Raw genomic sequence first — 24,809 nt, forward strand, 5'->3', positions numbered from 1 at the left:
GGGAGTGGTCGCCTGCCTTCAGTGGTCATCTCGCCTCGCAGTCGTTTCGGGTGGTCTCTGGCAGCAAGCCGCTGCTCAGAAGTCGTCCGGGTAGGGCGCGCCCGCGGTGGCCGCGGACACCAGCCCGGGCGCCGGCGTGTACTCCGGGACGAGCCGGCGCAGGTGCCGGAACACCTCGTCGGGCCGGTTGTGTGAGGCCGCGTCGTATAGCTCGCGCAGCCCGGCCCGGAAGCCGGGTACGGCGCTCGGCGGGCGCGTCATCGAGATCCGTGGGTGATCCGTCGGCAGTGCTTCCTCCCCGGAGCCGAAGAGTTCCTCGGTGAGCTTCTCGCCGGGACGCAGCCCGGTGTACTTGAACTTCACGTCGCGGATGTTCAGCAGCGTCGCGAAGTTGCGGACCAGGTCGACGATCCGGACCGGGTCGCCCATGTCGAGAACGTAGGTCGAGGAGCCGTCGGCCATCCGGGCCGCTTCGAGGACCAGGCCGACCGCCTCCTCGATGGTCATGAAGAAGCGGCTCACCTCCGGGTGCGTGACGGTCACCTCGGAGCCGCTGGCGAGCTGGTCGCGGACGATGTGCAGGAGCGAGCCCCGGCTGCCGAGCACGTTCCCGAACCGGACCGCTGTCAGCACGGTGTCCGACCCCTTATGTGCCTCCAGCACGAGCTCGGCCAGGCGTTTGGTCGCCCCGAGCACCGAGGCCGGGTTGGCCGCCTTGTCGGTGGAGATCAGTACGAACCGCTCGACGTCGTACGCGATCGCCGCCTCGACCAGGTTCTCGGTGCCGCGGACGTTCGACTTCACCCCCTCGCAGGGATGGCGCTCGAGCACGGGCAGGTGCTTCAGCGCCGCCGCGTGGAAGACGATCTGTGGCCGGTGGTCGCGGAACAGCTGGTGGATTCGCTCGGCGTCGCGAATGTCCGCGACGACCGTGCTCTCGGTGTCGAGCAACGCCTCGCCCCAAAGCTCGAGCTGCGTCCGGTGCAGGTTGGACTCGTCGTGGTCGAGCATGATCAGATCGGCCGGCCGGAAGCCGTACACCTGGCGGCAGAGCTCACTGCCGATCGAGCCGCCGGCCCCGGTGATCAGCACCCGCTTGCCGGCGATCGCGTCGGCCACGCCGCGGCTGACCACGTGCATCTCCGGGCGGCCGATCAGCGGTCCGACCTGAAGAGCGCGCATATCGGTCCCGGCGATCTGGCGTTGCAGAGCCGACAGGAACGGCGGCAGGTGCAGCACCGTGACACCCTGCGCGGCGGCTCGCAGCCCGAGCTGCTTCACCTCGTACGAAGGCATCGACGGGATGGCGACGACGACGACGTCGACGCGGCTGCGTTCCAGCACATCCTCGAGATCCGCGAGCGTGCCCAGTACCCGGCGTCCGCCGTACCGCCGGCCCTGCTTCGCGGCGTCGTCGTCCAGGAAGCCCACCGGCTGAAGCCCGAACGAGCTGACCCGGTGCAGGTCGCGGGCCAGCGCGAGGCCGGCCTCACCGGCCCCGACCACGATGGTCCGCAGCAGGTTCTTCTCTTCTTGCCGTAGCAGCACGGGCTGACTCATTCCGATCCCTTTCTGGAGAACCGCCGGTGCGTGATGTCCGCCAACGCCGCGCACACGGCATCGATCTGGGTGTCGGTCAGCCTCGGGTGGATCGGCAGTGACAGCAGTTGGTCGAACAGCGCGTCCGCCCCGGTCATCCCGCCCGGCGGGATCGATGCGACTCGGCCGAAGTACGTCAGTTGGTGGACGGGGATGAAGTGCACCGAGGTGCCGATCGCGCGGCCGGCGAGTTCCGCGATCACTTCGTCACGCTCGATGCCGGCTGCCAGCCGGATCGGGTACAGGTGCCAGGCATGCGTTCCGGTGCCGGGCTCGGGGCGATGGGGGAGTCCGATACCGGGCTGCGCGGCCAGCAATGCGTCGTACCGGGCGGCGATCTGGGCCCGGCGACGTTGCCAGGCCGGCAGGTGGGCGAGCTGGGCGCGTCCCATCGCCGCCTGGATGTCGGTCATGTTGGCTTTCAGGCCGGCCTCGGCGACGTCGTAGCGCCAGCCACCGCCGGGGAGATAACGCCGCCAGGCGTCCGCGGTCATCCCGTGTAAACGGGCCTGACGCAACCAGCCGGCGCGTTCGGGGTCGTCGGTGGTGACCATGCCGCCCTCACCGAGGGGCAGGTTCTTCGTTGCGTAGAAGGAGAAACAGGTCGCTCCGCACTGCGAGCCGATCGGCGTCGACCCGGCGTAGGTGCCGATGGCGTGGGCCGCGTCGACGACGACCTGGTCGAGCGACAGCCCGGCGGCTTCGGCGAGCGCCGGTACGTCGGCGAGGTCGCCGGCCCAGTGCACCACCGTCATCGCCGCCGGCTGCCCGCAGGCCCGTACGGCGTCCCGCACGGTGGCGGGCGTCGGCATGCCGGTGACCGCATCCACATCGACGAGGACCGGGTGCAGTCCGGCGTGCACGATCGCCTGGACCGCGCCGCAGAACGTCAGCGTGGAGGTGAGGACCACTGATCCGCGCGGCAGTCCGAATGACCGGAGCGCGAGCTCGATTCCGTGCGTACACGAGGAAACGGCGACCGCGTGCCCGGCGCCGACGTACGCCGCGAACTCGGTCTCGAAGCCGGCCACTTCCTTGCCGGTGGTCACCCAGCCGGAGCGGAGCACGCGCAACGCGGCCATCTGCGCCTCGGCCGAGATGTAACAGTCCGCGAACGGTACCTGGACGTCTTCGGCCGGTACGGCACGCGGCAGAGCGTTGGTTCGGGTCGTCATCCCGTTGCCCCCCTCAGAGCACCTCTGTATTGATCCCGACGCTACGGGCTGTGAGCGTGGCTCGCGCCCGACGTGGGGGTGAGAACGCCTACGTCATTAGGGCGATCCGGGTCCGGCCGTGGCCCGGAGATCGTCGATTTCGTCGATGCCTTTCACTCCGTGTGACCGGGCGAAGGCGACCAGCGCCAGCGCCGAGTGCTGGTCCGATCGGCGGAGCAGACTCTGCACGTGGGTGCGGACGGTGTTCATCGACACGAACAAGTGCTGGGCGACCTCGGCCCTGGTCATCCCGGACACCAGACACCGCAGTACTTCGACCTCGCGCGGCGTCAGATCGGCCAAGAAGTCGGCCGCCTCGTCGCGTCCGCGCAGATCCGCCAGCAGGTGCATCAGTACCGGCCGCAACGTCGCGGGCGCGAGATACATCTGACCGTCGAGGACCTGCCAGACGGCGGTGACGAGGGCGTCCAACCGGGTCGTCTTGGACAACCAGCCCTTGGCTCCGCCCTCGAGTGCCTTCACGATCAGGCGCGGCTCGCTGCTTCCCGACAGCACGATCGTGGCCGGCGCGTCCTCGCCGTGCGCGAGTTCGGCAAGGAGGTCGAAACCGGATTCGCCGGCCAGAACGAGGTCGAGCAGGACGAGATCGGGTGGATCCGCGGCGAGCAGGGCGCGCGCCGTGTCCAGCGACCAGGCGCGGCTGACCCGGCCGATCCCATCGGTGGTCACTAGTGCCTCGGCCAGCGCATCCGCGAACACCCGATGATCGTCGACGAGCAGGATGACCGCTCCCGCGGCACCCGAAGTCATCCCGGCGGACCTTCGCTCGACAGGGTTGCCACGTCGACCAATCCGGCTGCTCCGGCGGCCCGGGCGATCTTGCCCCGGCCATGAACGCCGAGCTTCCGCAGGACCTGCTGCACATGGGTACGGATCGTGTGGCGGCTGACGCCGAGCTGGTCTGCCATGCGCTGGGTCGAGTATCCCTGTACGACGAGCCGCAATACTTCGAGCTCACGGCTGGTCAACGTGTCGACCACACCATTGCTCGGTCGGCGCCCTGGCGCCTGCCAGCCATCGCAAACCCGCTCACCGGCGGCGACGCGGTCGATCGTTGCCATCAGCACCGAAAACGGCCTGGACTTGTCGACGACGCCCTGGACGAGTCCTTGTTCGTACGCTTCCCTGACTCCGTCCTGGTACGAGTCGGTGAGCAGGATGACGGCCGGGCTGGGGGCGAGTCCGGCCAGCTGTTCGGCGATCTTCACCACGGATGGGGGACCGGTCAGGATGTCCAGCACACAGATTTCGGGATGGACGTCAGCCGCCTGGTCCATCAGTACCAAAGGGTCGTCCGTGGTCAACACGATCTGGTGACCCTGCTGGGCAAGAGCCGAGGCCAGGACGGACGCGAACAACCATTGCTCGTCGCAAACGGCGACTCTCATGCCGGTCTCACCGGCCGTCGCAGCGCAGGCAGGCAAAGCCGGACAGTAGTGCCGACGCCCGGGCCGCTGGAGATCTCCAGCCGACCCTTGCAGGCTCGGACAGCAGCGGCGACGACCTGCAGGCCGTGACCGGTACCGGAGCTGATGCCGCCGAAACCGGCGCCGTCGTCAACGACCTCGACCGTGGCCTCGTCGGCGTCCACACCGACATTGACGGTCACCGATCCGTTGGGGCCGGCAGCGCGGCAAGCGTTGTCGACCATGTTCCCGACCGCGCGTCTCAGCAGGGTGCGTTCGCCGTGCACGAGTACCTGCTTCGACCGCCGGGCCGTGATCCGGCCTCGATGCGTGAGCCGCGCGACATCGGTGCATTCGGTCGCGAGCTTGGTCAGATCCACCGCGCCGTTGTCCTGGCCGCGGTCGCACTCCACGGCCAGGATCTCGGCGATCGCGGTGAACTGCTGGTGGATCAGGGTCATCCGGGTCTGCCCGGCTTCCTGGCCAGGCCTGGCTTCGGACAGCAAGAGGCCTGCGGCGACGTACTGCCGCAGGTCGTGGCACAGCCTCATAAGCTGCTGCTCCGCACCGCTGGTCGGAGACCCGTCCGCGACGAATGGCTCCGGCACCCTGACAGCGCTCATCTGTGACCCCCCTCAGAGTCATCACCGAGCGATCCGCCTGCCCACGCGGATCCGTGCCTGCTCTAAGCCCACCGACGTCGGTTACGGACAGTTATCCTGTCGTCGCCGCTTCGATGGGTCCCCCAAGAGCAGACACGTCTCGGTCTGAGGGCTCCAGTAGATGCTTTTCCCCGCCTGAAACGACCGATTTTGGTCGAGTCGTCATGATGTGGTCATTTTTCCGTCATCTACCGTTCACCCTGACCGCGCGGCCAGAGTCTCACGGACCGTGACGCCGGTTCAGGGCCGGAACTCGTACGCGCCCAGATCGTCGTACCGGCGCGGTCCCTCGGCGAAGGTGTTCGCCGTCGCGGGATCGTCGTACCGCGCGCGGCCCTCGAGGTCGGTCGCCTGCGCACCCGAGACACCGGAGTGGCCACGGTCGATCGCGGCCGACCCGGCCAGCAGCCGCAGGTTCCACCAGCCGGCCCCGACGAAGCGAGGATCGGCCTGCACGCCATGCGACTCCTGGTGGGTCGCGGCCTGCATGGCGGCCAGCGAGTAGTAGCTCGACTTGAAGACGTACATCTTGCCGGCCTTGGTCAGCCAGACCAGGTTGTGATCGACCACGGTGCTGGCCGGGGCGGAGTCAAAGATCCCGATGTTGCCGGCCCGCCGGGCGCAGGAGATGCCGTTGTAGGCGGGGTAGACGGCGTTGTCGGCGGCGATGTTGTTGAACACCTGGAAGTTGCCCGAGCTGCCCTCGACGTTGATGCCCGAGGTGCAGTTGCGGTAGACGGTGTTGCCGATGATCCGGCCACCGGTGACGTTGAGATTGTCGATGCCGTGGTCGCCGTTGTTGTAGGTGACGTTGAGCGCCGCCAGGTTGTTGTTACCGCCGGTGTAGAACTGGATCCCGGAGTCCTCGTTGGTGTGGGCGACGTTGCGCAGGATGGAGTTGCCGGGGCTGATCACGTTGATGCCATTCGCGTTGCGCCGGTAGCCCTCGGCGTTGAAGCTCGAGTTGTTCCCGGTCACCGTGATGCCGGTGGCCCCGGCGTTGAGCACGATGCCGGTGCCGTTGTTGTGGTGCACCCAGTTGCCGCTCACCACCGAGGAGGTGGCGCCGCGAATGCTGATCCCGGGCGCTGTCTTGCCCGAGGTGGGGCGGCCCGCACCACTGACTCTGTTGCCGGTGATGGTGAGGTGGTCGCCCTTATACACGTAGATGCCGTCAGCTACCGTGCCGGCGAAGGTCAGTCCGGAGAGGATGACGTAGCTGCGGCTGGTCAGGTTGGCGCCGTAGTAGGAGCCGCCGACGATGGTCGGGTTGCGTCCCGACCACTTCGTGATGGTGATCGGCGCCGCCGCGGTGCCGGAGGCGACGGGCTTGATCGTCTCGGCGTAACTCCCGTTGCCGATGTACAGGGTGAAGCCGGCCGCGAGCCGGCTCACCCCCTTGCCGATCGTGCAGTACGGCGTCGTCGCGGTGCCCGGGCCGGAGTCCGAGCATGCCGCGGTCTTGTCGACGTACAGAGACGTGGTCGCGGCCTGGGCGACTGAGGGGATCGCCAGCAGACCGGCCGGCACCAGCGCTGTGGCGCACAGTCCCAGAACCCTGGTCAGTCTCATATATTCACGGTAGGAGCGTGACGGGACCGTCGCATCGCGCAAACGACGTAGCCTCCGGCGTCCACTGGACGAGACCGGTCAGGTCGCTTGGGCGGGCCGCGGCAGGGTGAGTTCGAACACCGCGCCGCCGAGGGGATGGTTGCGGGCCGCGAGCGCGCCGCCGTGGGCCGCCGCGGTCGCGTGTGCCATCGACAGGCCCAGGCCGCTGCCCATCTGCCCGTTCGGCGGCATCCGATGCCAGAACCGGTCGAAGACCTTCGATAGATCCTCGGCATCGATGCCGGGCCCCGAGTCTGTCACCGTGATCGTGCAGGTCGTGTCGAGCGCTTGGCAGCCCACAGTGATCGTGCCGCCGTCGGCGGTGAAGTGCACGGCGTTCTCGACCAGCGCATCGACCGCCAAGGCGATCCACTCGGGATCGAGCGAGACGACGCCGGTCGGCTCGTTGCGGATCCGCCAGTCCCGGTCGGCGCTCGCCGACCAGTTGCGGCCGATCCGCCCGACGAGCTCGGCCAGATCGGTCGGTTGGCAGCGTAGGGCCTCTCCCGCGTCGAGCCGGGCGAGTGCGAGCAGCCGGTTCGACAGGGCCGACATCCGCTCCAGTTGCTGGAGGGCGACGATCAGGTCCTGACGTACGCCGTCCGGCAGTTCGCTCCCGGTCGCCAATTCGAGGTGGCCGCGAGCGATCGTCACCGGCGTCCGGATGGCATGCGAGGCGTCACGGAAGAACTCGCGCTCCCGGTCCAGACCGGCGAGCTGCCGCGCAGCCAGCTCCTCGACCTGTCGCAGCGCGGTCGCCCGGCGCCGGGCGTGCCAGACCATCACGAGCCCGTACGCCAGCGAGAGCGCGACGAACAACCAGTGGAACGGAGCGGCTTCGCGCCCGGGCAGCGCCACCATCAGCCCGACCATCGCCACGACGAACGCGGCCAGGCCGAGATCGACCGCCAGCGCGGCCCCGGGGCGCAGTACCGAGACGGCGGGCGCCGTCAGCGGCTCAGGCGCTCTGGAGCTGATAGCCGACATTCCGCACCGTCACGATGAGATCCGGCCGCACCTTGGCGCGCAACCGGCCGATACAGACGTCGACCACGTTGGTCGCCGGGTCGAAGTCGTAGCCCCAGACCTCGGACAGCAACTCCTGCCGCGAGCAGACCGTGTCCGGGTTGCGCATCAAGTGCAGCAGGAGCAGGAATTCCCGCTGTGACAAGGCCGTGGTCTTCCCGTCGACGAGCAGTTGCCGCGCTTGCAGGTCCAGTACGACGTCGCCGACCTGCAGCGTGTCCCGCCGCCTCGAGCCGGCAGTCTCCTGGAGCCGGCTGCGCACTCGGGCGATGAGCTCCCGGACGGCGAACGGCTTGGCCAGGAAGTCGATCGCACCCTGCTCGAGACAGGAGATCCGCAGCTGGGCGTCCCCGGTCGCCGACAGGACCATCACCCGCATGCTCGGATCCTGTGCCATCAACGCGGACAGCACCGCTTCGCCGTGGACTCCCGGCATGATCAGGTCGAGTATCACCAGATCCGGTCGCTCGGTCAGGGCGAGCCGGATGCCGTCGAGCCCATTCGTCGACGTGAGCACCTGGTAGGACTCTGTTTCCAGAGCCCTCCGGACGAACCTCACCAGGTCTGGTTCGTCGTCCACCACCAAAATTTTGGTCATCTTGCCCCCCTCAGGATGATGACCGTTTGTTGATCCCCCGCGGCCCATTGTGGCCACGGTGGCCTGTCCACGCCAGACCTGGAGGCCCGGAAGGGGGAGAGATTTGGCGAACGGCGCCCAGTGGTTCCGGTGACTCCAGGACTACTTGGCGTAGGCCAGGGTGCCGAAGCCGGTTTGGTCGAAGCCGCCGCTGGTCGATCCGTAGTCGCCGCCGCCTCCCTCCGGGCGGACCTGCGCTGCCATTGCGGAGATGTAGGGCACGGAGAGGGACTTCCGGCGCGTGTAGTGGAAATGCAGGATCTCCCACACCGGCCGGAGCTGGCCGCGACCCGCGCTGGAGATCACCGTGTGCTCGTTATACGCGCAGTTCTGGCCGTTGCCCCAGGTGTACTTGGTGAACGGAACGTCCTGGCCGAGGTTGTACTTCGCGACGTACTGCGCGGCCTTCATGAACCGGTTGCCGTCGTAGCCGTAGAGGTCTTCGCCCTGGTTCCACGCCATCTCGCAGAAGGCACCCATCTGCCCGATGCCCATCACGGTGTGGCCCTGGTCGCGCCCGGCCTCCTGCCACTGTGCGAGCCCCTGGTCGCCGTACACGAACGGGATCGCGTGCCGGATCGAGCCGTTGCCGGCGCCGGTCTTGAAGTAGTTCACCGCCTGGTCGTACTTCGCGGCATCGTCGCACAGGATCCCGATCGCGAGGATCGAGTTCATGGTGCACAGGTCCCAGTTGGCCCAGTAGTTGGTGATGCAGGCGTCGTTGTGGTTGAGCAGGAACTGGTTGTTCAACGGGTAGAAGACGTTGAGCAGCATCGTCTTGAACCGGGCCAGGTCGAAGCCCGGGTAGCCGCGCATCAGTTCGGCGACATTGGCGAACTGGTAGCCGTAGAGGCCGGCCGCCAGGAACCGGTCTGCGTTACCTGTCACCGTCGTGAGCGTGGCGGACCATGCGTTGAGGATGTCGCGCGCGCAGTCACCGTGCGCGCTCGAGCCCTGGACCGACCAGCGCAGGGCGTTCTGGTAGGCGGCGTGGATGTCGTTGTAGAGGATGCCGTAGTTCTGACCGGTGCCGCCGCGGATGATGGTGGCCTGCGGGTTCGGCCGCCAGGTCGATTGGGCGTGAGAGTTGGCCGTCAGGCGGTTCCACCCGGCCAGCCATGGGTCGTTGCCCGCGGCAACCCGCACCTTGGCCCGGTTGAGGTCACCCCAGTTGTGCAGGCCACCCGGGTGGGTGAACGTGGCCGGTGCCGCGTCCGCTCGCCGGTCGAGCGAGACGGCGCCGGCACCGGCCGCCATACCAGCGACGGTCACGCCGGCGGCAGCCTTGAGAATCGTGCGTCGATTGATCTCCTTCATACGGCCTTCTCCTTCGGTGGGGCGGTGCTATCGGACGGAGAGTCGCAGGGGCTTGGTGATGGCGCCGACGACGTTCGACGCGCTGAGCGTCACGTCGTACGTGCCAGGTGTGGTGGGTGCGCCAGAAATGACGCCGGTGGTCTTGTCCACGGCGAGCCCGGCGGGCAGGCCCTGGGCGTCGAAGCCGGACGGGTAGCCGGTCGCGCTGATCGTGTAGACGGCCGATGCGCCGGCGGTGAGCTCGGCCGCTGCGGAACTGGTGATGGCGGGAGGGGCGTCCGTCGGGGCGGTGGCCGAGTCGAGGAACCGAAGGTTCGTCACGTGCTCGTTGACGTGCATGTTGGCCATGTCGGCGACCGTGAACCAGCGAGGCTTCTGCATAGTGGCGGCCATCGCGGTGCCGTTGACGACGAGGTTCTGGAACGTGACGTCCTTGATGGCGTGGGTCTCGTCGTACCCGAGCATCATCGCGGCCTCGGCGTTCTGGCCGGTGTAGCTGAGGTTCTTGACGTAGACGCCTTCGATACCGCGTCCGACCGAGGTGTTGTACGAGCGGTTGTACGCGACGCGCAGGTGGATGAACTGTCCCCAGCGGAAGTCCTCCACCCGGACGTTCTCGATCCGTACGTTGCGGACCAGGTTGCTGTCGCCCGGGTTCAGCGCGATGCAGCCCTGGTACATCTTCTGCGGCTCGCGGTGGTCGAGGATGTCGACGTTGCTGATCGTGAGGTTCTCGAGCAGCTCGGGCTGGGCGGTGTTGCCGTGCGTTCCGACGTTGATCGGGTGCGCCACGTCCGCCCACAGGCTCGAGTTCTGGACGGTCACGTTGCGGGTGTCGCCGTAGTAGTCCCAGCGATGGGTGTAGAGGGCGATGCAGTCGTCGGAACACCGCAGGAACGAGTTGTCGATCAGCACCTCGCTGCTGGAGAAGATGTCGATGCCGTCGCCCCACTGGCCCGCGCTGAAGTAGCCGAAGTCCGTGATCGTCACCTGCTCGGACTGGCCGGCCGTGATCGCGTATCCGGAGGTGAGGTTGAGCATGCTCACGCCGTCGATGCGGATGTTCTTCGAGTCCACGATCGTCGAGCCGCCGGCCTTCGTGCCGTAGATCAGGCCGCGCCCGGCCAGGCCGGCGTTCGTCACGCCTTTGAAGTTCACCGATGCGTTCAGTACGGCGCCACCGGCCAGATAGACGGTCTTGCCGCTCGGCACGACCACCTCACCAGTCGCGGTCGTGTGCACGCCAGGGCCGTAGTAGATGACGTTGGGATCGTCGGCGGTCGGCCGGGTGGCCTCGATCGGCCGGGTCAGCAGGTGCAGGCAGTCGAAGAGCTCGTCGTTCACCTCGACGACGATCTTGCGCGGCTCCGTCAGGGTGAACCTGAGCGTGTTGTCCTCGGCCCGCGGCTCGATCCCGTACGACAGCGGCCGGATCCGCGCCCTGCGCACCGTGCCCTTGGTGTACGTCACCATCACCTCGACCGTGCCGGCGAAGTCGAAGTACGCGAGCGACGACTTCTTGATCTCACCGGCACCGGTCTTGGCGTTGATCATCTTCAAGTTGACCGAGTACGTCGACACAGGCTGCCACTTGCCCTGCGGCGTACGAACCTTCACGTCGAACGTCGCACCCTGCGCGATGCCGTCGGGGATCGGGTAGGTGACAACGAGCGGGGGTGCGGCGGCGGTGGTCGCGTCGGCGGCGCTTGCCTGGGTGGTGAGGTAGCCGGCGGCGATGGTGGCACCGGTGGCTTGAAGCAGGCGGCGACGGGTGAGGTCTCCGGACATGGGCGGACTCCTTAGCTGATCGACACGTGGTCGAAGACAGTGGTGTTGAGGACGAAGGGATCGCGGGAGACGACGACCAGTCCCGCGTGGTACGGCGCATCGCCGAAGCCCGGGATCGTGGCGGGCACGCCGAGCGCGGTCCAGGTCTGGCCGTCGGCAGAGGTTTCGGCGACGAACGCCTCGCCGGTACGACGCAAGCGCAGCCAAGCCGCCGCGCCGACGGCTTCGGTCGTGACGAGACCGGTCGCCACGCGCAGGCGTCGTACGAACTGCGACTTGTCGCCCGTCAGGACTGCGCCGGCCAGCTGGTCGAAGGGGGACAACGACTTGGCCATGATCAGGCCGACCCGGCCGGGCTGGCTGCTGGCGATCCGAGCGGTGATCGTGCGGTCGCCGATGACCGGCACGGAGGCGTAGTGGGCGGCCATGCCTTGATTGATGACGTTCAGGTCGGAGCCGGCGCCGCGCACGGTGAAGCTGCCGTTCTCGTGGCTGGTGATCCCAGGGGTGCGAATCGCGACGGCGCTATACGTGCCGAGTTGACGCTCGTCCAGCACGTGGTCGCCGATATCGCGATAGGCCCAGGGCGCGGGTGGGGGAGACGCGACGGTCAGAGCAACCCGCGCTGTCGCGGCAGCGGTGGCGTTGGCCGCCGTCAAGTCGATCGCGAAATCGCCTTGCCTGCTTGGTGTTCCGGAGATGATCCCAGTGCTCGCATCGACGGATAGGCCTGGCGGGAGCCCGGTCGCAGCGAACGCGGTCGGGTCGTTCGTCGCGTCGATCCGGTAGTGGAAAGGTCTGCCCACGTTGGCGAAGGCGGTCGCCGTACCGGTGATCACGGGTGCCGGCGGGTTGGGCATCGTGGCAGCGGCTTCCTTGGAGCGCGGACCGGCGCCGGCGACGTTGGTCTTGGTCACCGCGTAGTGGTACGTCGTTCCTGGCACGCCGGACGCGTCGCGGTATCGCGTCTCGACGCCGAAGCCCACGGCCGACACGCCCTCGGCGATCACCCCATACCGGCCACCGGGCGTCGTACTGCGGTGGACCGTGTAGGTGGCGGACAAGTCGGGATCGGTCCAGGCAAGCTCGACGGCGCTCGTCGCGCTCCTCGCGGTCAGCTCGCCGACGGGCGCGTCCGGACGCCGTACCGACCAGCCAGGTGCCGAGACGTTGTCGAACGCGGCGGTGGTCGTTTCGGCGTCGCCCAGGGCGGAGCAGGCGGCGATTCCGACGTACAGCTGGTTGCCAAGGCGGACCTTCGACGAACCGACCTCGGTCCAGGTCTTGCCGTCGGGGGAGATCGACCCGGTGAACCTGTCGCCCTTACGAATAATGCGGACCCAATACGGGCGCCGGAGGCGATACCCGTCGCTGGCGGCCTCGACGTACGGCGCGGCCAGCGGGGTGGCGGACTGCGGCAGTGTGCCGAGGTTGGAGATGGGGAAGCCGGCGTTGACGGTGATGGCCTGCTGCTGTGAGGGCGGGACGAGAGTGCTGCCCGCTCCCGTGGACGGCGCTCCGGTGGACGGCCGGACCGTCCAGACGCCACTCCACGTGTGCAGGGGGAGTCCCTTGATCAGCATCGACGCGTGCGCGGAGTTCGCGGCGAGGGACTGCCGCATCATCACGCCGACGGTGGCGTATTGCGAGCTGACCGGATGGACCACCCGCGCGGTGACGACACCATCACCCGACATCGGCAGCCAGATGAACCGAAAGCTGTCCGCGACCCCGCCGACGTCCGTGCCGGCCGCCTCGAGCACGAACGTCTCGCCGTCGAAGTCCGTGCTCCCCGGACGGTTGGTCTGGCCGACGTCTTTCGTTGCCCACGGCAACGGCAGGGATCCGGTGCGACGTACCGGGAGCGAGTCCGCGCTATCGCCGACGGCGTTGGACGCCGAGACCGTGTAGTAGTACGCCTGCCCTTTCCTGGCGGTCGAGTCGGTGTAGCCGGTGGTCGTGACCCGGCTCGCGATTGGTTGGAACGGACCGGTCGCGGTCGCCGCCCGTTTGATCGTGTAGCTCGTCGCGTCCGAGCAACTCGCCGGCTCGACGGATCGGGCCCACGCCAGTACGACGCCGTCCGCCGAGCTCCGCGCGGTGAGACCGGACGGGCTGCCAGGTGGTGCGGTTGGCGCCGATCCGGTGACTGGTGGCTGCGCGTGAGTCAGGGTTCCCCAGCCCGGGTGGTCGTCGCTGCCGCCTTCGACGAATCGGGTGCCACCCCGGAACACCACGCCCTCCAGGTACGGCGTACTCAGGCCGCGACGGCTGCGGTAGTGCGCGTACGCGAGCTCGTAGATCGGCTGGAACTGTCCTCGGTTGCCGACGGCAACGGCCTTCTTGAGGTACTTGCCGGTGCGATCGAGGTCGGGAACGAAGGGAATGCCGTCGTCACCGAGGTTGTAGCGGGCCGTGTACTCGAAGCCGCGCAGAATCCGGTCGCCGGCATGCCCGAAGAGGTCGACGCCTTGGTTCCAGGCGACCGCGGCCGTGTTGACGAGCAGACCGAGCGCCAACTGGGCGTACGCCTGACTGCGCCCGCTCTCCTGACCCTGGCCGCTCGCCTCGACGATGATGTGCTCGATCCGGCCGTTGCCGGCGCCGGCCACCGCGTACCGGATGGCGTCGTCGAACATCACCCGGTCGTCGCAGAAGACCGCGATACCGAGGATCGCCTGCAACGCCGCGACGTCCCAGTTGCCGTTGGCGAACAATGCGGTGCCGGAGAACGAGCGGTACCAGACCGCCCGGAACGACTCGACGCACTTCTCGACGTCGGCCGCCGCCCAGCCGGTGTAGCCGCTGTGCCGCAGGAGCTCCGCCGCGTTGACGAACTTGAAACCCTGTAGCCCCGAACCCAACTGGCCGTCCGCACCGGTGATCGCCTCGAGGCTAGCGGCCCACACGTTCAGGATGTCGCGGGCCTTGTCGGCGTACCGGACCTCGCCGGTGACGCACCACATCAGCGCGTTCTGGTACGCCGCTCCGGAGTCGCTGACCGCCTCGTTCATGAAGTTCGCCGGGCCGCGACCCCAGGAGGTGATGTGACCGGCGTTGCGGATCACATAGTCGTACGACGACCTGCCGTGCGCGGCCAGCGCCTGGAACCCGTCGTAGATCGGGGATTGCCGCAGGGCGACCGCGGTTCGCATTCGCGCCAGGTCGTCGGCTGTGTGCAGGAGACCGGGGTGGGCGAACCCCTGCTCGGGACCGGACGGCGTGCCGATCCCGGCCGGTGCGGCGGCCGGTGCGGCGTCCGCTGTGGCGTCCGCGAACTCGAGCTGCGAGGCGAGCACGGCTCCGCTGGTGGCGATCAACAGGGTGCGGCGGCTCACGTCTGGTACTGCCATGGAGCACTCCCTCAGCAGGCGGGCGGGGCGGGCATTACCCTTCCGGGCGTCTTTGGACCGGTCAATACCAGGTCCTGTTTGGAAAGTTTCGGGCCGATTTGATCGATCGAATAGCTTCCCAAGAGCTCTCTGCGGGCCACAATTGGACCGTTCAAGCCACAAGCCAAGGGGGCAGCCGGTGGTCACGATCAAAGACGTCGCACTCCGTGCGGGAGTGACCAAGCAGACGGTCTCCAACGTCATCAACCAGCGGCCGGTGGTCAAGGCCGACACCCGGGCCCGGGTCGAACGCGCGATCGCCGAGCTCGGCTACACCCCGAGCCTGCTCGCCCGGGGGCTGGCGACCGGGCGGACGATGATGATCGGCCTGGTGCTGCCGACGCTGGCGAATCCGTTCTACACCGAGCTGATCGAGCGGCTCGAGCGCGAGCTCGAGGCCCACGGTTATGGCATAGCGCTCTGTACGACGGACGGTGACGCGGAACGTGCGGCCAGGCAGTTGACGACGCTGAAACGGCGGTACATCGACGGCCTGATCCTCTTCGACGACGGCAATGTCGGCCATCACCTCGACCTGGTGCGAGAGCTGTCGCTGCCGTTCGTCCTGTGTGGGGCCGAGGCCGAGATCCCGGCCGGCGCACCCGTGGTGACGTTCGATCACGGGCAGGCGGGCTATCTCGCCGGCGAGCATCTCCGCGAGCTCGGCCATCGGGAGATCGCGGTGGTCGGCGAGTTCCCGGCGCATCGCGTGCGGCTGAGGGGTGCGGAACGCGCACTGGCGGAAGGCTCGATCGCCATTCGTCCGGCGCGCATCCAGGACACGACGGCGAAGTCTCTGCACGGAGGTTTCGAGGCCGCGACGCGGGTGCTGACCGAGTCCCCGGACGTGACGGCCGTCATCGGGACCCACGATCTGCTGGCCCTCGGCGTACTGCAGGCCGCTGCCGCACTTGGCCGGCGAGTCCCGGAGGACCTCTCAGTGATCGGTATCGACGACATCGCCGCGGCCGGACAGGCGTATCCGCCGTTGACCACCGTGGCGTTCCCGATCGCGAAGCTTGCGCAGGAGTCCGTCCACAAGCTGCTCGGGCAGCTCGCGTCCCGCGTCGATGATGCCGAGGTGATCTCGTTGGCGCCCCGGCTCGTCATCCGCGAGAGCACCGCGCCACCGCGGCCGTGACCAGGTCCGGGCGGGATCGGCCCGGACCTGGCCGCTGCTACCGAGGTAGATCGTGGAACTGGAGGAACTGCACCTCGGCGAGATTGGTGTTGCCGCCGTGTTCGTCGAGGATGCGGACCATCGGCACCGACGCGTGCTGCGGCAACGTGAACGAATACCACTGCTGGTCGCTCGTGACGCCGCTGATCGTGGCAAGCGTCTGCCAGGTGGCACCGCCGTCGGTCGATCCCTGCACCGTGGTGCCGTTGGCCCGGGCCGGGAAGGTCGCGCGTGGCCGTACCCGGACCGCGTCGAAGTCCACCAGAGAACCGTTGGTGGGCGTGACCGTCACCCATCCGTTCGCGCTGGTGGTGTCGGTCGCGGTGGAGACGTCGCCGTCGAACATGCGCCAGCCGTTGTCGGCCGTGGTTCCGGTGCCCGGCCATGCGGGCGTGGACGCGTTCACCCAGGCCCGGTCGACCGCGACGAGCTGGACGTGGTTGTTCCACAGCTCGAGCGTCGACCCATCGGTGGTCTGGTAGACGGTCGCGCCCGGCTGACCATCGTCGGTCGTGTAGTCGACAGCGAATCGCAGCGCACGCCCGTAGCCGACGTTCTCAGGTAGCACCGCAGTGGCCCGCCAGTGCTGGTTGTCGCTGCTGGTGACGTTGGCGTTGACGCCTTCGATCGTGGCAGTGACGGCGCTCAGCGGCCTGGTGGCGACGAGGTCGAGGGTGACGGTGTCGCCGTTGATGGCCTTCGCAGGTTCCGGGTTACTGGAGGAGAGCGTTGCCGTCGAGATCGCCAGTGCCGTCTCCACGCGGACGCCGTGGATCCTTAGCTCGCTGAAGGACGAGAGCCCCGGGTACGCCGGATCGGTCGGCACACCGGGGTGGTCGACTTGCACCTTGAAGAACCGGAAGGTCTTTCCCTGTACGTCGTTGCGCACGGGGATCGTCTCCATCGCGAACCCCTGGGCGGTGGTATCGGTCGTCTCCCGCGAGGTCAGGAGCGTCCAAGTCGTACCGTCGTTCGAGCCGTAGACGTTCGCCCCTTGCGACCGATTCCCGAAGTTGTAGCGGGCCTGCAGACCAAAGGCGTCCGCGCGGACCCGGAAGCCGGCACCGAAGTCCAGCGTGAAGGGTGCCCGGAGGTCGCCTGAGAACGTATTGATGTCGTCGTCGATCAGGTTCGCCGGTGCCGTGGCGGACAGCGTCGTGGTGACCAGGCCCGGGTACTTGAGAGAACCGTCAGCGAGCTGCGGGTTCAGGAGCTGCAGGTTCTTCACCGCGTCCTGCAGCGTGACGAGACCGGCGAGGAAGGTGCCGTCGTCGGCCGTGTCAACTGATGCCTCGACCGCGGCTCGAGTGGCGTTGAGCCGGTCGAGCGTCGCCTTGACGTACGTCGCGTCGGGGTCGAATCCCTCGAGCGCGGCACTGACAGCGTGCTGGCGGTTGGGGGCGACCACGACGGCGACGTTGAGCACCGTATTCGTCGTACCGTCGGATGCCACGACGTACGTCTGATGCCTGCGGACCTGATCACTCGTGGGCGTCCACGTCAGTGTGCCCGCTGCTGGGTCGAGCGTCGCACCGTCAGGCAGCGACTGGGCCTCGTAGGTCACGGTCTCACCCGGCTTGTCGGTTGCGGCGAGCGACCGCGACAGGGAGGCGCCGGCAACGCCGATGAGCGTGACGCGCTGCCCTTGGGGGAATGACGGCGGGGTGAGCTGTGCCTTCGCTTGGAGGTTGACGTGGTCGATGTCGACGCTGACCTTCGATGAGCCGACGACTGTGTAGTACGCCAGGTTCTCGCCGCCGGTGCTGCCCGGAAGTACGGCGTAGTCCATGTCGTACGTCAGATAGCGCCACTGGCCGTGGGTGTCGGGCAGCGTCAGGGAGTGGTAGGGGGCGAGGGACCGGTCCTTCCTGATCTGAAGCGTCGACCTGCCGTTGGTGCGGATCCGGATCCCGACCGGGCTGTATCCGTTCCGGTTGTCGTAGAGCAGGGTCCGGATGGCGATCGTGGTGCCGTTGTTGCCTGAGGCATGCATTCGGACGAAGCCGAGGTCCGGCTCGCGCAGCACTGCCGAGCGGTCGTCGAACGCGAGGCTGCGGTTCTCGACCTGGACCAGCGCGTTGGTCTGCGGGGGACGGGCCTGTCCAGCGACGGCCGGCGGCAGCGAGAGCCAGTAGTCCGGGTTGTAGTCGGGGTTGCTGTTCCAGAAGTTGTACGCCGAGGTGCCCCAGTGGAACTTCGGTCCGTCAGCCTGTCGGCGCATTTGCGCGACGCTGGGCGCTTGCCTCTCGACGTCGACCCCGAGGGCGTACTTGTAGACGTCGTACAGCTCGTCGCTCGGTTCGAACTGCCGGCCGCGATAAGCCTCGGACAACTTGCCGCGCCTGCCCGTGGTGTCGATCCAGGGAACGTTCTTGCCCATCATGTAAGCGAAGAACGCCTCGGCCCCCGCGAGGAGCCGGTTGTCGCGGAACCGGTACGGCGATACGGCGTTGCTCCGGGTCGACACGGTCCCGTTCACCGGGTCGAGCCGGGTGCCCTGCACCGTGAGCATCCGGGCCGTCGTGGTCAACGCGTTGACGCCGTCCCACGCGTGCGCCTGGTCGCGCCCCATCTCCTGGACCTGCACGAAGGAGTAGCCGAAGGGGTTCAGCGGGTCGCCCTTGTCGATCCGCCGGATGTACGACGCCAGCGCGCCGCTGGTGTGATGGTTCGGGCTGGTGGAGTTGACCGAGAACCACTCGACCCCCTCGCGGTATCGCGGGAGATTGTCGGTGAAGATGTAACCGGCCAGCGCGCCGACGTTCGCGTAGGCCTGCTGGTTCATGAAGTAGCCGTTGTGGTAAAGGAAGGTGTCAGTCAGCGGTACGACGAGGTTCGTGGTGAGGTTGGTGGTGTCCGAGTCGTGCCACGCGACGTCGTACCCGGACTCACCGGGGTTGACGCTCGAGTAGCGGATGAGCTCGGCGGCCGCCAGCAAGCGCATCAACGGGATAGGGCTGTGGATGCGGGCATCGGGGTACACCGCGTACTTCGCCGGAGCCATGTGGCTCCAGATGCGGACGATCCGCAGGCCGTTCTCCCGGTGGACGGGATCGCCGGTGATGACATACAGGATTGCCTGGGTGTAGGCGGCGAACGCGTCCTCGATGAACTTCGACTGGATCGCCTGCGAGTTGAACGCGTCATTGGCCGGCAGATCGGTCTGGGCTCCGGCGTTGGCGGAGCGAACGGTCCGCGACGCGAACCTGGTCTCGATCATCGCCGCGTAGTAGGACGCCCAGGGCTCGACACCGGCGAGCACCTGCTGACGCGCGTTTACCAGGCTTTGCGCGCTCACGCCGATGCCCGGATGGACGAAACCCGCGCTACTGGTGACCTGGTTCAGCACCACCGTCGGGTAGGGACCTTGCTGCGCCGCGTCGGCCGAAGGCGAGACGGCGATGAGGCTGGCCAAGGCTGACACAGTTGCCAGCCATCTCATTGGGGTCTGTAATCGCATGAAAACTCCAATCAATAAAGGCGGAGGAGTCGTGCCGAGTGACTTGCGGGAAGGGCGATCTCGAGTGCGTGTTCTCCCCGTGCGTTCGTGACGACGTCGACGATCTCGCCGCCCCAGCGCGGGTAGAGCACCTCGACTTCCCGAGCCGCATCGAGGGGAAGGGTGAGCTTGGCGTCGCCATCGCGCCGCCAGACGGCCAGGAGCAGCTCATCGCCGGTACGACGGCCGACCGCGATCCACTCGTCGCGCCAGGCGGGGAGGCCGAGCGGCCACCACGGCGTACCGGTTGACACCGTGGAGCGCAGTTCGCGGTAGGTGCTGAGGGCTTCGCGCACAACCGCTCGCTGGGCCGTTGACAGGGTGTCGATCCGGCCGGCCAGGTGAACGCGGAACAAGAGGCTGGTGATGAGGGAGAACGCGAGTTCCTCATCCGACATGGATCCGTCTACGGATGCCCAGACGCCGGCCTGTTCCGGGGTGATCGCCAGTGGCGAGGCGGCGACGATGGGCGGCATCAGCCGGAAGTTCTGCTGGTCGGTCAGCGACTGGATCGGGAAGACCGCGCCTGACGCTCCATCCGTCCGGCTTCCGCCCGCCGAACACCCCTCGACCGTCAACCCGGGATGGCGATCCATCAGCTCGCTCACCCAGGCCAGGTACGCACGATTGTGCTCGAGCAATCCGGCACCGATGCTGCCGCCCACGTCCGTTCCCGCGCCGATATCGATGTTGTAGTCGAGCTTCAAGTACGCAAGGCCGAACTCGGCCATCAGCCGATCGACCACGCCGTCCAGGTGCGCCTTTGCGGCGGGATGACGGAGGTCGAGCTGGTGCCGGCCCCACTCGGTCAGCCGCTGTCCGTCCCGCTGGAAGAACGCCGCATCGGGCAGTGAGCGCGCGATCGGACTCCGTACGCCGACGACCTCCGGCTCCAGCCATAGCCCGGGTCGCAGTCCGGCCGCCCGGATCCGGTTGATCAGCGCGCCGAGACCACCGTCCGGGAAGCGGTTGACGGATGGCGTCCACTCGCCGACCGCGTCCCACCAGCCGCCACCCTCATCGTCGTACCAGCCGGCGTCGATACAGAACACTTCCGCACCGAGCTCGGCGGCCGCCTCGATCAGCGGCAACTCGCGCTCGGTCGTCGGATCGGCCATCAGCCCGTTGAGGAAGTCGTTGTAGATGATCGGTGCCTGCGTGGTGTCGGCATGCGGGCGGCGGATCCGGCGGCGGTGCGCGGTGAGGGCTGCCACTACGCCTTCGAGGTCGTTGCCGAGGACAACGGTCGCCGGGACGGTCCGGAAGGTCTCGCCCGGTTCCAGGCGCTGCGACCACTGGTGCTCGGCGGCTGTCGGCCCAGAAGCGGTGAGATAGACCGCGTCGTACCGATCGCCGAGTTCGTAGTGCCAGGCGCCGTTGTGCTCGATCTGCCAGCCGAGCAACCGGCCCGTGCGTTGATCCTCCAGCAGCCCCATCGGTAGCCGTTCGGAGGTCGACCAGCTGCCGGTGCTCGTCACAGCGATGCGGTTCTTGGACCCGGTCTGGTCGTAGGCGACCATGCCGACGTCGTACAGACCGAGCTCGGCCAGCGACGCGGAACGCCAGCGGAACTCACCACTCCAAGGGTTCGCGGCCTGCCACAACGCCAGCTCGTCCTCCCACCGCCGGTCCTGGCCAAGGCCCGACAGGGTGAAACTCGAGACATAGTCCAGTACGACGCTGCCGGTCGTCGCGCTGACCTCCGCCCAGGTGTGGAGAGCGGGTACGCCGTTCGCGATCGAGTAGTGGACCTTCACCTCGAGGCCGTGGTCCCGGTCGGCGAGATCGAGCAGCAACCGATGGACTCCGTCATCCACGTGTTGCTGCCAGGTGACCAGCCGGAGGCCAAGCCCTGCCAATCCATCGACGTGGCGCTTGCCCGACGTACCGTGCCGTCCGCCGCCGGCCAGAGCGACCTCGACAACGGGCAGGGCGGAGCGTAGGAGGGTGCCTGGATCAGGGTCCTGGTCGCCGGGAATCGTCAAGGCGAGCAGGCGTGGCGGCTCGTGCTCGCCATGGGCGATGTGCAGGCGCAGGCCGTCGTTGCCCCATTGAAAGATCGGCACATTCATGTCGCGACCGCCTCGCCGAGGCAGGTATCGAGCCGGAAGCTTCCGCTAGGGGAGGAAATCGCTATCATCCCTTCATGGCAACGAATTCGCGGACCAAGCGCGCACCCGTTCTCGACGATGTCGCGCGGCTTGCGGGTGTCTCGGTGCCAACCGTCTCGCGGGTGCTGACCGGGTCGAAACCGGTCAGCCCGGAGGTCGAGCAGCGGGTGCGGCGCGCCATCGACAAGATCGGCTACCGGCCGAACGGCGCCGCCCGCATGCTCGTCTCGGGCCGGCGGTCGCTGGTCTCGGTCATCGCCGGAGGTACCGCGAGCTACGGTTACGCGAGAACGATCGAGGGCATCGAGCACGCCGCCCGGAAGGCGTCGATGGACGTCGGGATCACGGTGATCGACTCCGCCAGGCCCGAGGCGGTGGCGGCGACGATCGACCAGGTGCTCGTGCAGCCGGTGGCGGGCACGATCATTCTCGAGTTCGACCGGCCTGGGCTGGCCGTGATCGAGGCGATGCCGGCCGGCGTTCCGACCGTGGTCGCGGGTGGCGGTTCGCGCCGTACCGGTCCGCGGGCGTATGCGTTGATCGATGAGCGAGCGGGTGGGCGTGAGGTCACGTCGTACCTGCTGAGTCTGGGCCACAAGACCGTGCATCACGTCGCCGGTCCAACGATGGGGAAGCACTCCGGTCGCACCGACGGCTGGCGGGCTGCCCTCAAGGCGGCCGGGGCCAAGGTCCCCGAGATCATGCACGCCACCTGGGAGCCGCGCAGCGGATATGCCTGCGGGGAGCAGATCGCCAGACGGCGCGATGTGACCGCCGTGCTGTGCGGCAGTGACGACATCGCCGCGGGCGTCCTCCGGGCCTTGCTGGACATCCAGGTCCGGGTGCCCGAGGACATATCGGTCGCGGGCTTCGACGACCAGCCGTACGTCGAGATGCTGCGTCCCGCGCTCACCACCGTCCGGCAGGACTTCAACGACCTCGGCGCTCGCTCGTTCGACGCGTTGGCCCGCCTTCTGGCCGGTGTCCGGGACGTTCCGACCTCCGTCGCCACGCCGTCCCTCGTCATCCGTGAGTCCACGGCCGCCGTGCGGGCGCGCCGCCGGTGACGTTGATGGGTAGGTCACGACTTCTCCTTGTTCACGGTTGGGGAGCGGATCGCCGGTCATGGGACGACATCGCCGAACTGGTGGCGCCGTGGGCCGACGTGCTCGCCCCTGATCTCGCGGGCCATGGCGAGGCCCCGGCCGCGAGCGGCCTGACGATCGATCAACTCGCCGACGACCTGGCAGAGCTCGTCGCGGATGGTGGCCCAGTTGTTGCCGTGGGCCACTCGATGGGCGGGCAGGTCGTCGTATCGCTCGCGGCTCGCTATCCCGAACTGGTGCAGGCGATTGTCGTCATCGATCCGGCGTACGGCGCCGACGAGGCCGAGATCGCGCACAGTCCCGACGTACTGGCGGATCTGCGGCGGCGCGGGACCGAGGCAGGCGTCGAGTTCGTCGATCGGGCGCTGGCCGGCAACGCCCTCCATGAAGAGGTTCGGGCACAGATGTCGCGGACACCGGGTTCTGTGCTGGCAGACCTCTTCGAGTCGATGTACCTGGCGCCGGGCAGCATCGGTGCGCGGGCCGCGACGAGGGCGTTCCAGCCGAGGCTGACCCAGCCGTGCCTCAGTCTCTACTCGACCGAGTCCGCCGCGGACTTCGCCCGCTCGCTCACCTGGCCGGCCGGCTCCGCCATCGAAGTCTGGCCCGGCGCCACCCATTACCTCCACCAGCAGTACCCGCGTCGCTTCGCGGAGCTGCTCAGGCGTCAGCGGTTGGCCGAGAGGTAGGCGTTGGCCTGTTTTTCCATCTCGGCCTGGACCTTGTCGAGACCGGCCGACGAAACAGCCTTTTTCAGCTTGTCGAGGCCGGCGTCGACGTCCACCGCGCCGAAGAACAACGGGTTCCCGTACTGCGTGAAGGCCTGCGAGATCTGCGCGTCCTCGCGCTTCACCGGGGTGACGTCGGGGATGAAGCCCGCGAAGGTGTCGACGGTGAAGTTGTCGTAGTCCTGCGCCCAGGTGAACCAGTCGGCCTCGGACTCCGTCATCTGCGCCGACCGCCGCTCGAGCGAGGTCCGCCAGCAGAGCGCGAAGCCGGGGAACGCGTACGTGCTCAGCGGCTCGAACTTGTCCTCGCCGACCGGCTTCCAGTCCTTGCCCTCGACCCCGTACGAGATGAGGTCGTGGTTCGCCTTGATCGACAGCCAGTCCTCGAGCTGCATCGCCCGCTCGTTGCTGGCGCCCTTGGCGTTCAGGACGGTGAAGTTGTCGGACTGGAAGGTCTGGTTCGGCTTGGCGGACTTGCCACCCTTCAGCGGGATGACGTTCGCCAGCTTGGCCGCCGGCACGGCCTTCAGCAGACCCGGCAGCAGGGTCGTGGTCGACAGGCCGTCCGTGGTCGCCCACGCACTGGCGGTCTGGCCGTTGGTGAACAGGCCCTTGGACGTCGCCGCGTCCGCGTTCAGCGCGTCGCGGTTGATGATGCCGTCCTGGTAGTACTTCCGGATCGTCCGCAGCGCGTCGACCACACCAGGCTCCTCCCAGAACGGGATCGGCCGGGAACTGCCGGTCGTCTTCGCGTCCGCGGCCAGGAAGAACGGCATCGAGTTGCCGCTGAAGCTCTGCCCGATCCGGGTCGGGTTCTCCCACGCGTGCGCGTTGAACATCGCGACCGGGCCGGGCACGCAGGTCAGGTTCGACTGGTTCTGGCTGAGCGCGATCGGGACGATCTTCGAGTCGCGCTGCTTGACGTCGTACCAGAACTTCTCCAGCGCGGCGTAGTCGCTGATCTCGCTGGTGCCGTACTTGTCGGCCAGGTCCTGGCGAATGGCGAAGTGGTGGATCCGGCCCGCGCTGTTGACCTGCGGGATGCCCCACAACTTGCCGTTCCACTTGTTCAGCTGGAGCAGCTTGTCGTTCAGCGTCTTCTTCAGGTTCGGGTACTTGTCGATCAGCGGCCCGACGTCGACGAGGGACCCGCTGCCGGCCAGCTGCGACATGTTCAGCCAGCGCGCCTGCAGAGCGGTGTCGAAGTTCTCGCCGGCGGTGAATTTCAGAAGTGCCTGATCGCCGTAGTTGGTCCAGTTGATGAACTGCGGCGCGATCGTGAAGCCGAGGTCCTCCTGCAGCTTCTTGTTGACGGCGGTTAGTACGGCGTCCCAGCCGTCCGGCACGGCTCCGGGGAGCAGGAGCTTCAGGCCGTCGGCGCTGCCGCCAGAGGCCTGACCTCCATCGCTACAAGCGGTGAGGCCGAACAGAGCGGCCAGCGAGACGCCACCGCTGGCAGCCAAGAAGCCGCGTCGGGACAAGGAATGTGGTGCGGACATGGAGAGCTCCTGC

Annotated in this window: 17 protein-coding genes; 3 read left to right on the forward strand and 14 right to left on the reverse strand. The window is 67.8% G+C overall.

Annotated features, from left to right (window positions below; genetic code table 11):
• Positions 1 to 75: 75 nt before the first annotated feature.
• The 11 genes from OG394_RS03535 to OG394_RS03585 all read right to left on the reverse strand — a co-directional run bounded on the left by OG394_RS03535 (position 76) and on the right by OG394_RS03585 (position 14,634).
• On the reverse strand, positions 76 to 1,560 hold the full coding sequence (locus OG394_RS03535; protein WP_328993372.1) for a polysaccharide biosynthesis protein: 1,485 nt from the start codon (positions 1,558 to 1,560) through the stop codon (positions 76 to 78).
• Positions 1,557 to 2,774, reverse strand: a complete 1,218-nt coding sequence (locus tag OG394_RS03540) for a DegT/DnrJ/EryC1/StrS family aminotransferase (RefSeq protein WP_328993373.1) — start codon at positions 2,772 to 2,774, stop codon at positions 1,557 to 1,559. The genes OG394_RS03535 and OG394_RS03540 overlap by 4 nt, the downstream gene beginning before the upstream one ends.
• Before the next feature lie 96 nt (positions 2,775 to 2,870).
• Positions 2,871 to 3,584, reverse strand: a complete 714-nt coding sequence (locus OG394_RS03545; protein WP_328993374.1) for a response regulator transcription factor — start codon at positions 3,582 to 3,584, stop codon at positions 2,871 to 2,873.
• Positions 3,581 to 4,222 carry a response regulator transcription factor gene (locus tag OG394_RS03550; RefSeq protein WP_328993375.1) on the reverse strand — a complete coding sequence of 214 codons (642 nt, stop codon included), beginning with the start codon at positions 4,220 to 4,222 and terminating at the stop codon, positions 3,581 to 3,583. The genes OG394_RS03545 and OG394_RS03550 overlap by 4 nt, the downstream gene beginning before the upstream one ends.
• Entirely contained in the window at positions 4,219 to 4,863 is a 645-nt protein-coding gene (locus tag OG394_RS03555) for a sensor histidine kinase (RefSeq protein ID WP_328993376.1), read from the reverse strand. The genes OG394_RS03550 and OG394_RS03555 overlap by 4 nt, the downstream gene beginning before the upstream one ends.
• A gap of 279 nt (positions 4,864 to 5,142) precedes the next feature.
• Positions 5,143 to 6,474: a right-handed parallel beta-helix repeat-containing protein gene (locus OG394_RS03560; protein WP_328993377.1), complete on the reverse strand. Its 1,332-nt coding sequence runs from the start codon at positions 6,472 to 6,474 to the stop codon at positions 5,143 to 5,145.
• A gap of 78 nt (positions 6,475 to 6,552) precedes the next feature.
• The gene (locus tag OG394_RS03565; RefSeq protein WP_328993378.1) at positions 6,553 to 7,500 is read right to left on the reverse strand and encodes a sensor histidine kinase; all 948 of its coding nucleotides are present in this window, start codon (positions 7,498 to 7,500) and stop codon (positions 6,553 to 6,555) included.
• Positions 7,472 to 8,137: a response regulator transcription factor gene (locus tag OG394_RS03570; RefSeq protein WP_328993379.1), complete on the reverse strand. Its 666-nt coding sequence runs from the start codon at positions 8,135 to 8,137 to the stop codon at positions 7,472 to 7,474. Before OG394_RS03570 ends, OG394_RS03565 begins: the two co-directional genes overlap by 29 nt.
• A 141-nt stretch (positions 8,138 to 8,278) precedes the next feature.
• Entirely contained in the window at positions 8,279 to 9,493 is a 1,215-nt protein-coding gene (locus tag OG394_RS03575; RefSeq protein WP_328993381.1) for an alginate lyase family protein, read from the reverse strand.
• Positions 9,494 to 9,520: 27 nt separating this feature from the next.
• Complete coding sequence (locus OG394_RS03580) at positions 9,521 to 11,281, reverse strand: glycosyl hydrolase family 28 protein (RefSeq protein WP_328993382.1); 1,761 nt, start codon at positions 11,279 to 11,281, stop codon at positions 9,521 to 9,523.
• A gap of 11 nt (positions 11,282 to 11,292) precedes the next feature.
• Positions 11,293 to 14,634 carry an alginate lyase family protein gene (locus tag OG394_RS03585; protein ID WP_328993383.1) on the reverse strand — a complete coding sequence of 1,114 codons (3,342 nt, stop codon included), beginning with the start codon at positions 14,632 to 14,634 and terminating at the stop codon, positions 11,293 to 11,295.
• Positions 14,635 to 14,812: 178 nt separating this feature from the next.
• On the opposite strand from OG394_RS03585, the gene OG394_RS03590 reads away from it, so the two are divergent.
• The gene (locus tag OG394_RS03590) at positions 14,813 to 15,814 is read left to right on the forward strand and encodes a LacI family DNA-binding transcriptional regulator (protein WP_328993384.1); all 1,002 of its coding nucleotides are present in this window, start codon (positions 14,813 to 14,815) and stop codon (positions 15,812 to 15,814) included.
• 37 nt (positions 15,815 to 15,851) lie between these two features.
• Here OG394_RS03590 and OG394_RS03595 read toward each other — a convergent pair whose 3' ends face one another.
• The gene (locus OG394_RS03595) at positions 15,852 to 19,268 is read right to left on the reverse strand and encodes a putative Ig domain-containing protein (RefSeq protein ID WP_328993385.1); all 3,417 of its coding nucleotides are present in this window, start codon (positions 19,266 to 19,268) and stop codon (positions 15,852 to 15,854) included.
• Positions 19,269 to 19,324: 56 nt separating this feature from the next.
• The gene (locus tag OG394_RS03600; RefSeq protein WP_328993386.1) at positions 19,325 to 21,424 is read right to left on the reverse strand and encodes a glycoside hydrolase family 36 protein; all 2,100 of its coding nucleotides are present in this window, start codon (positions 21,422 to 21,424) and stop codon (positions 19,325 to 19,327) included.
• Positions 21,425 to 21,498: 74 nt separating this feature from the next.
• Between OG394_RS03600 and OG394_RS03605 the strand changes: the two genes are divergently transcribed.
• Positions 21,499 to 22,530, forward strand: a complete 1,032-nt coding sequence (locus tag OG394_RS03605; protein WP_328993387.1) for a LacI family DNA-binding transcriptional regulator — start codon at positions 21,499 to 21,501, stop codon at positions 22,528 to 22,530.
• A gap of 5 nt (positions 22,531 to 22,535) precedes the next feature.
• Positions 22,536 to 23,258: an alpha/beta fold hydrolase gene (locus OG394_RS03610; RefSeq protein WP_328993388.1), complete on the forward strand. Its 723-nt coding sequence runs from the start codon at positions 22,536 to 22,538 to the stop codon at positions 23,256 to 23,258.
• Here OG394_RS03610 and OG394_RS03615 read toward each other — a convergent pair.
• A complete protein-coding gene (locus OG394_RS03615) occupies positions 23,237 to 24,796 on the reverse strand; it encodes an ABC transporter substrate-binding protein (protein WP_328993390.1) in 1,560 nt (519 codons plus the stop codon). The two genes, OG394_RS03610 and OG394_RS03615, sit on opposite strands and share 22 nt — an antisense overlap.
• Between the last annotated feature and the right edge of the window lie 13 nt (positions 24,797 to 24,809).

This window comes from Kribbella sp. NBC_01245, assembly GCF_036226525.1.
Taxonomy (GTDB): domain Bacteria; phylum Actinomycetota; class Actinomycetes; order Propionibacteriales; family Kribbellaceae; genus Kribbella.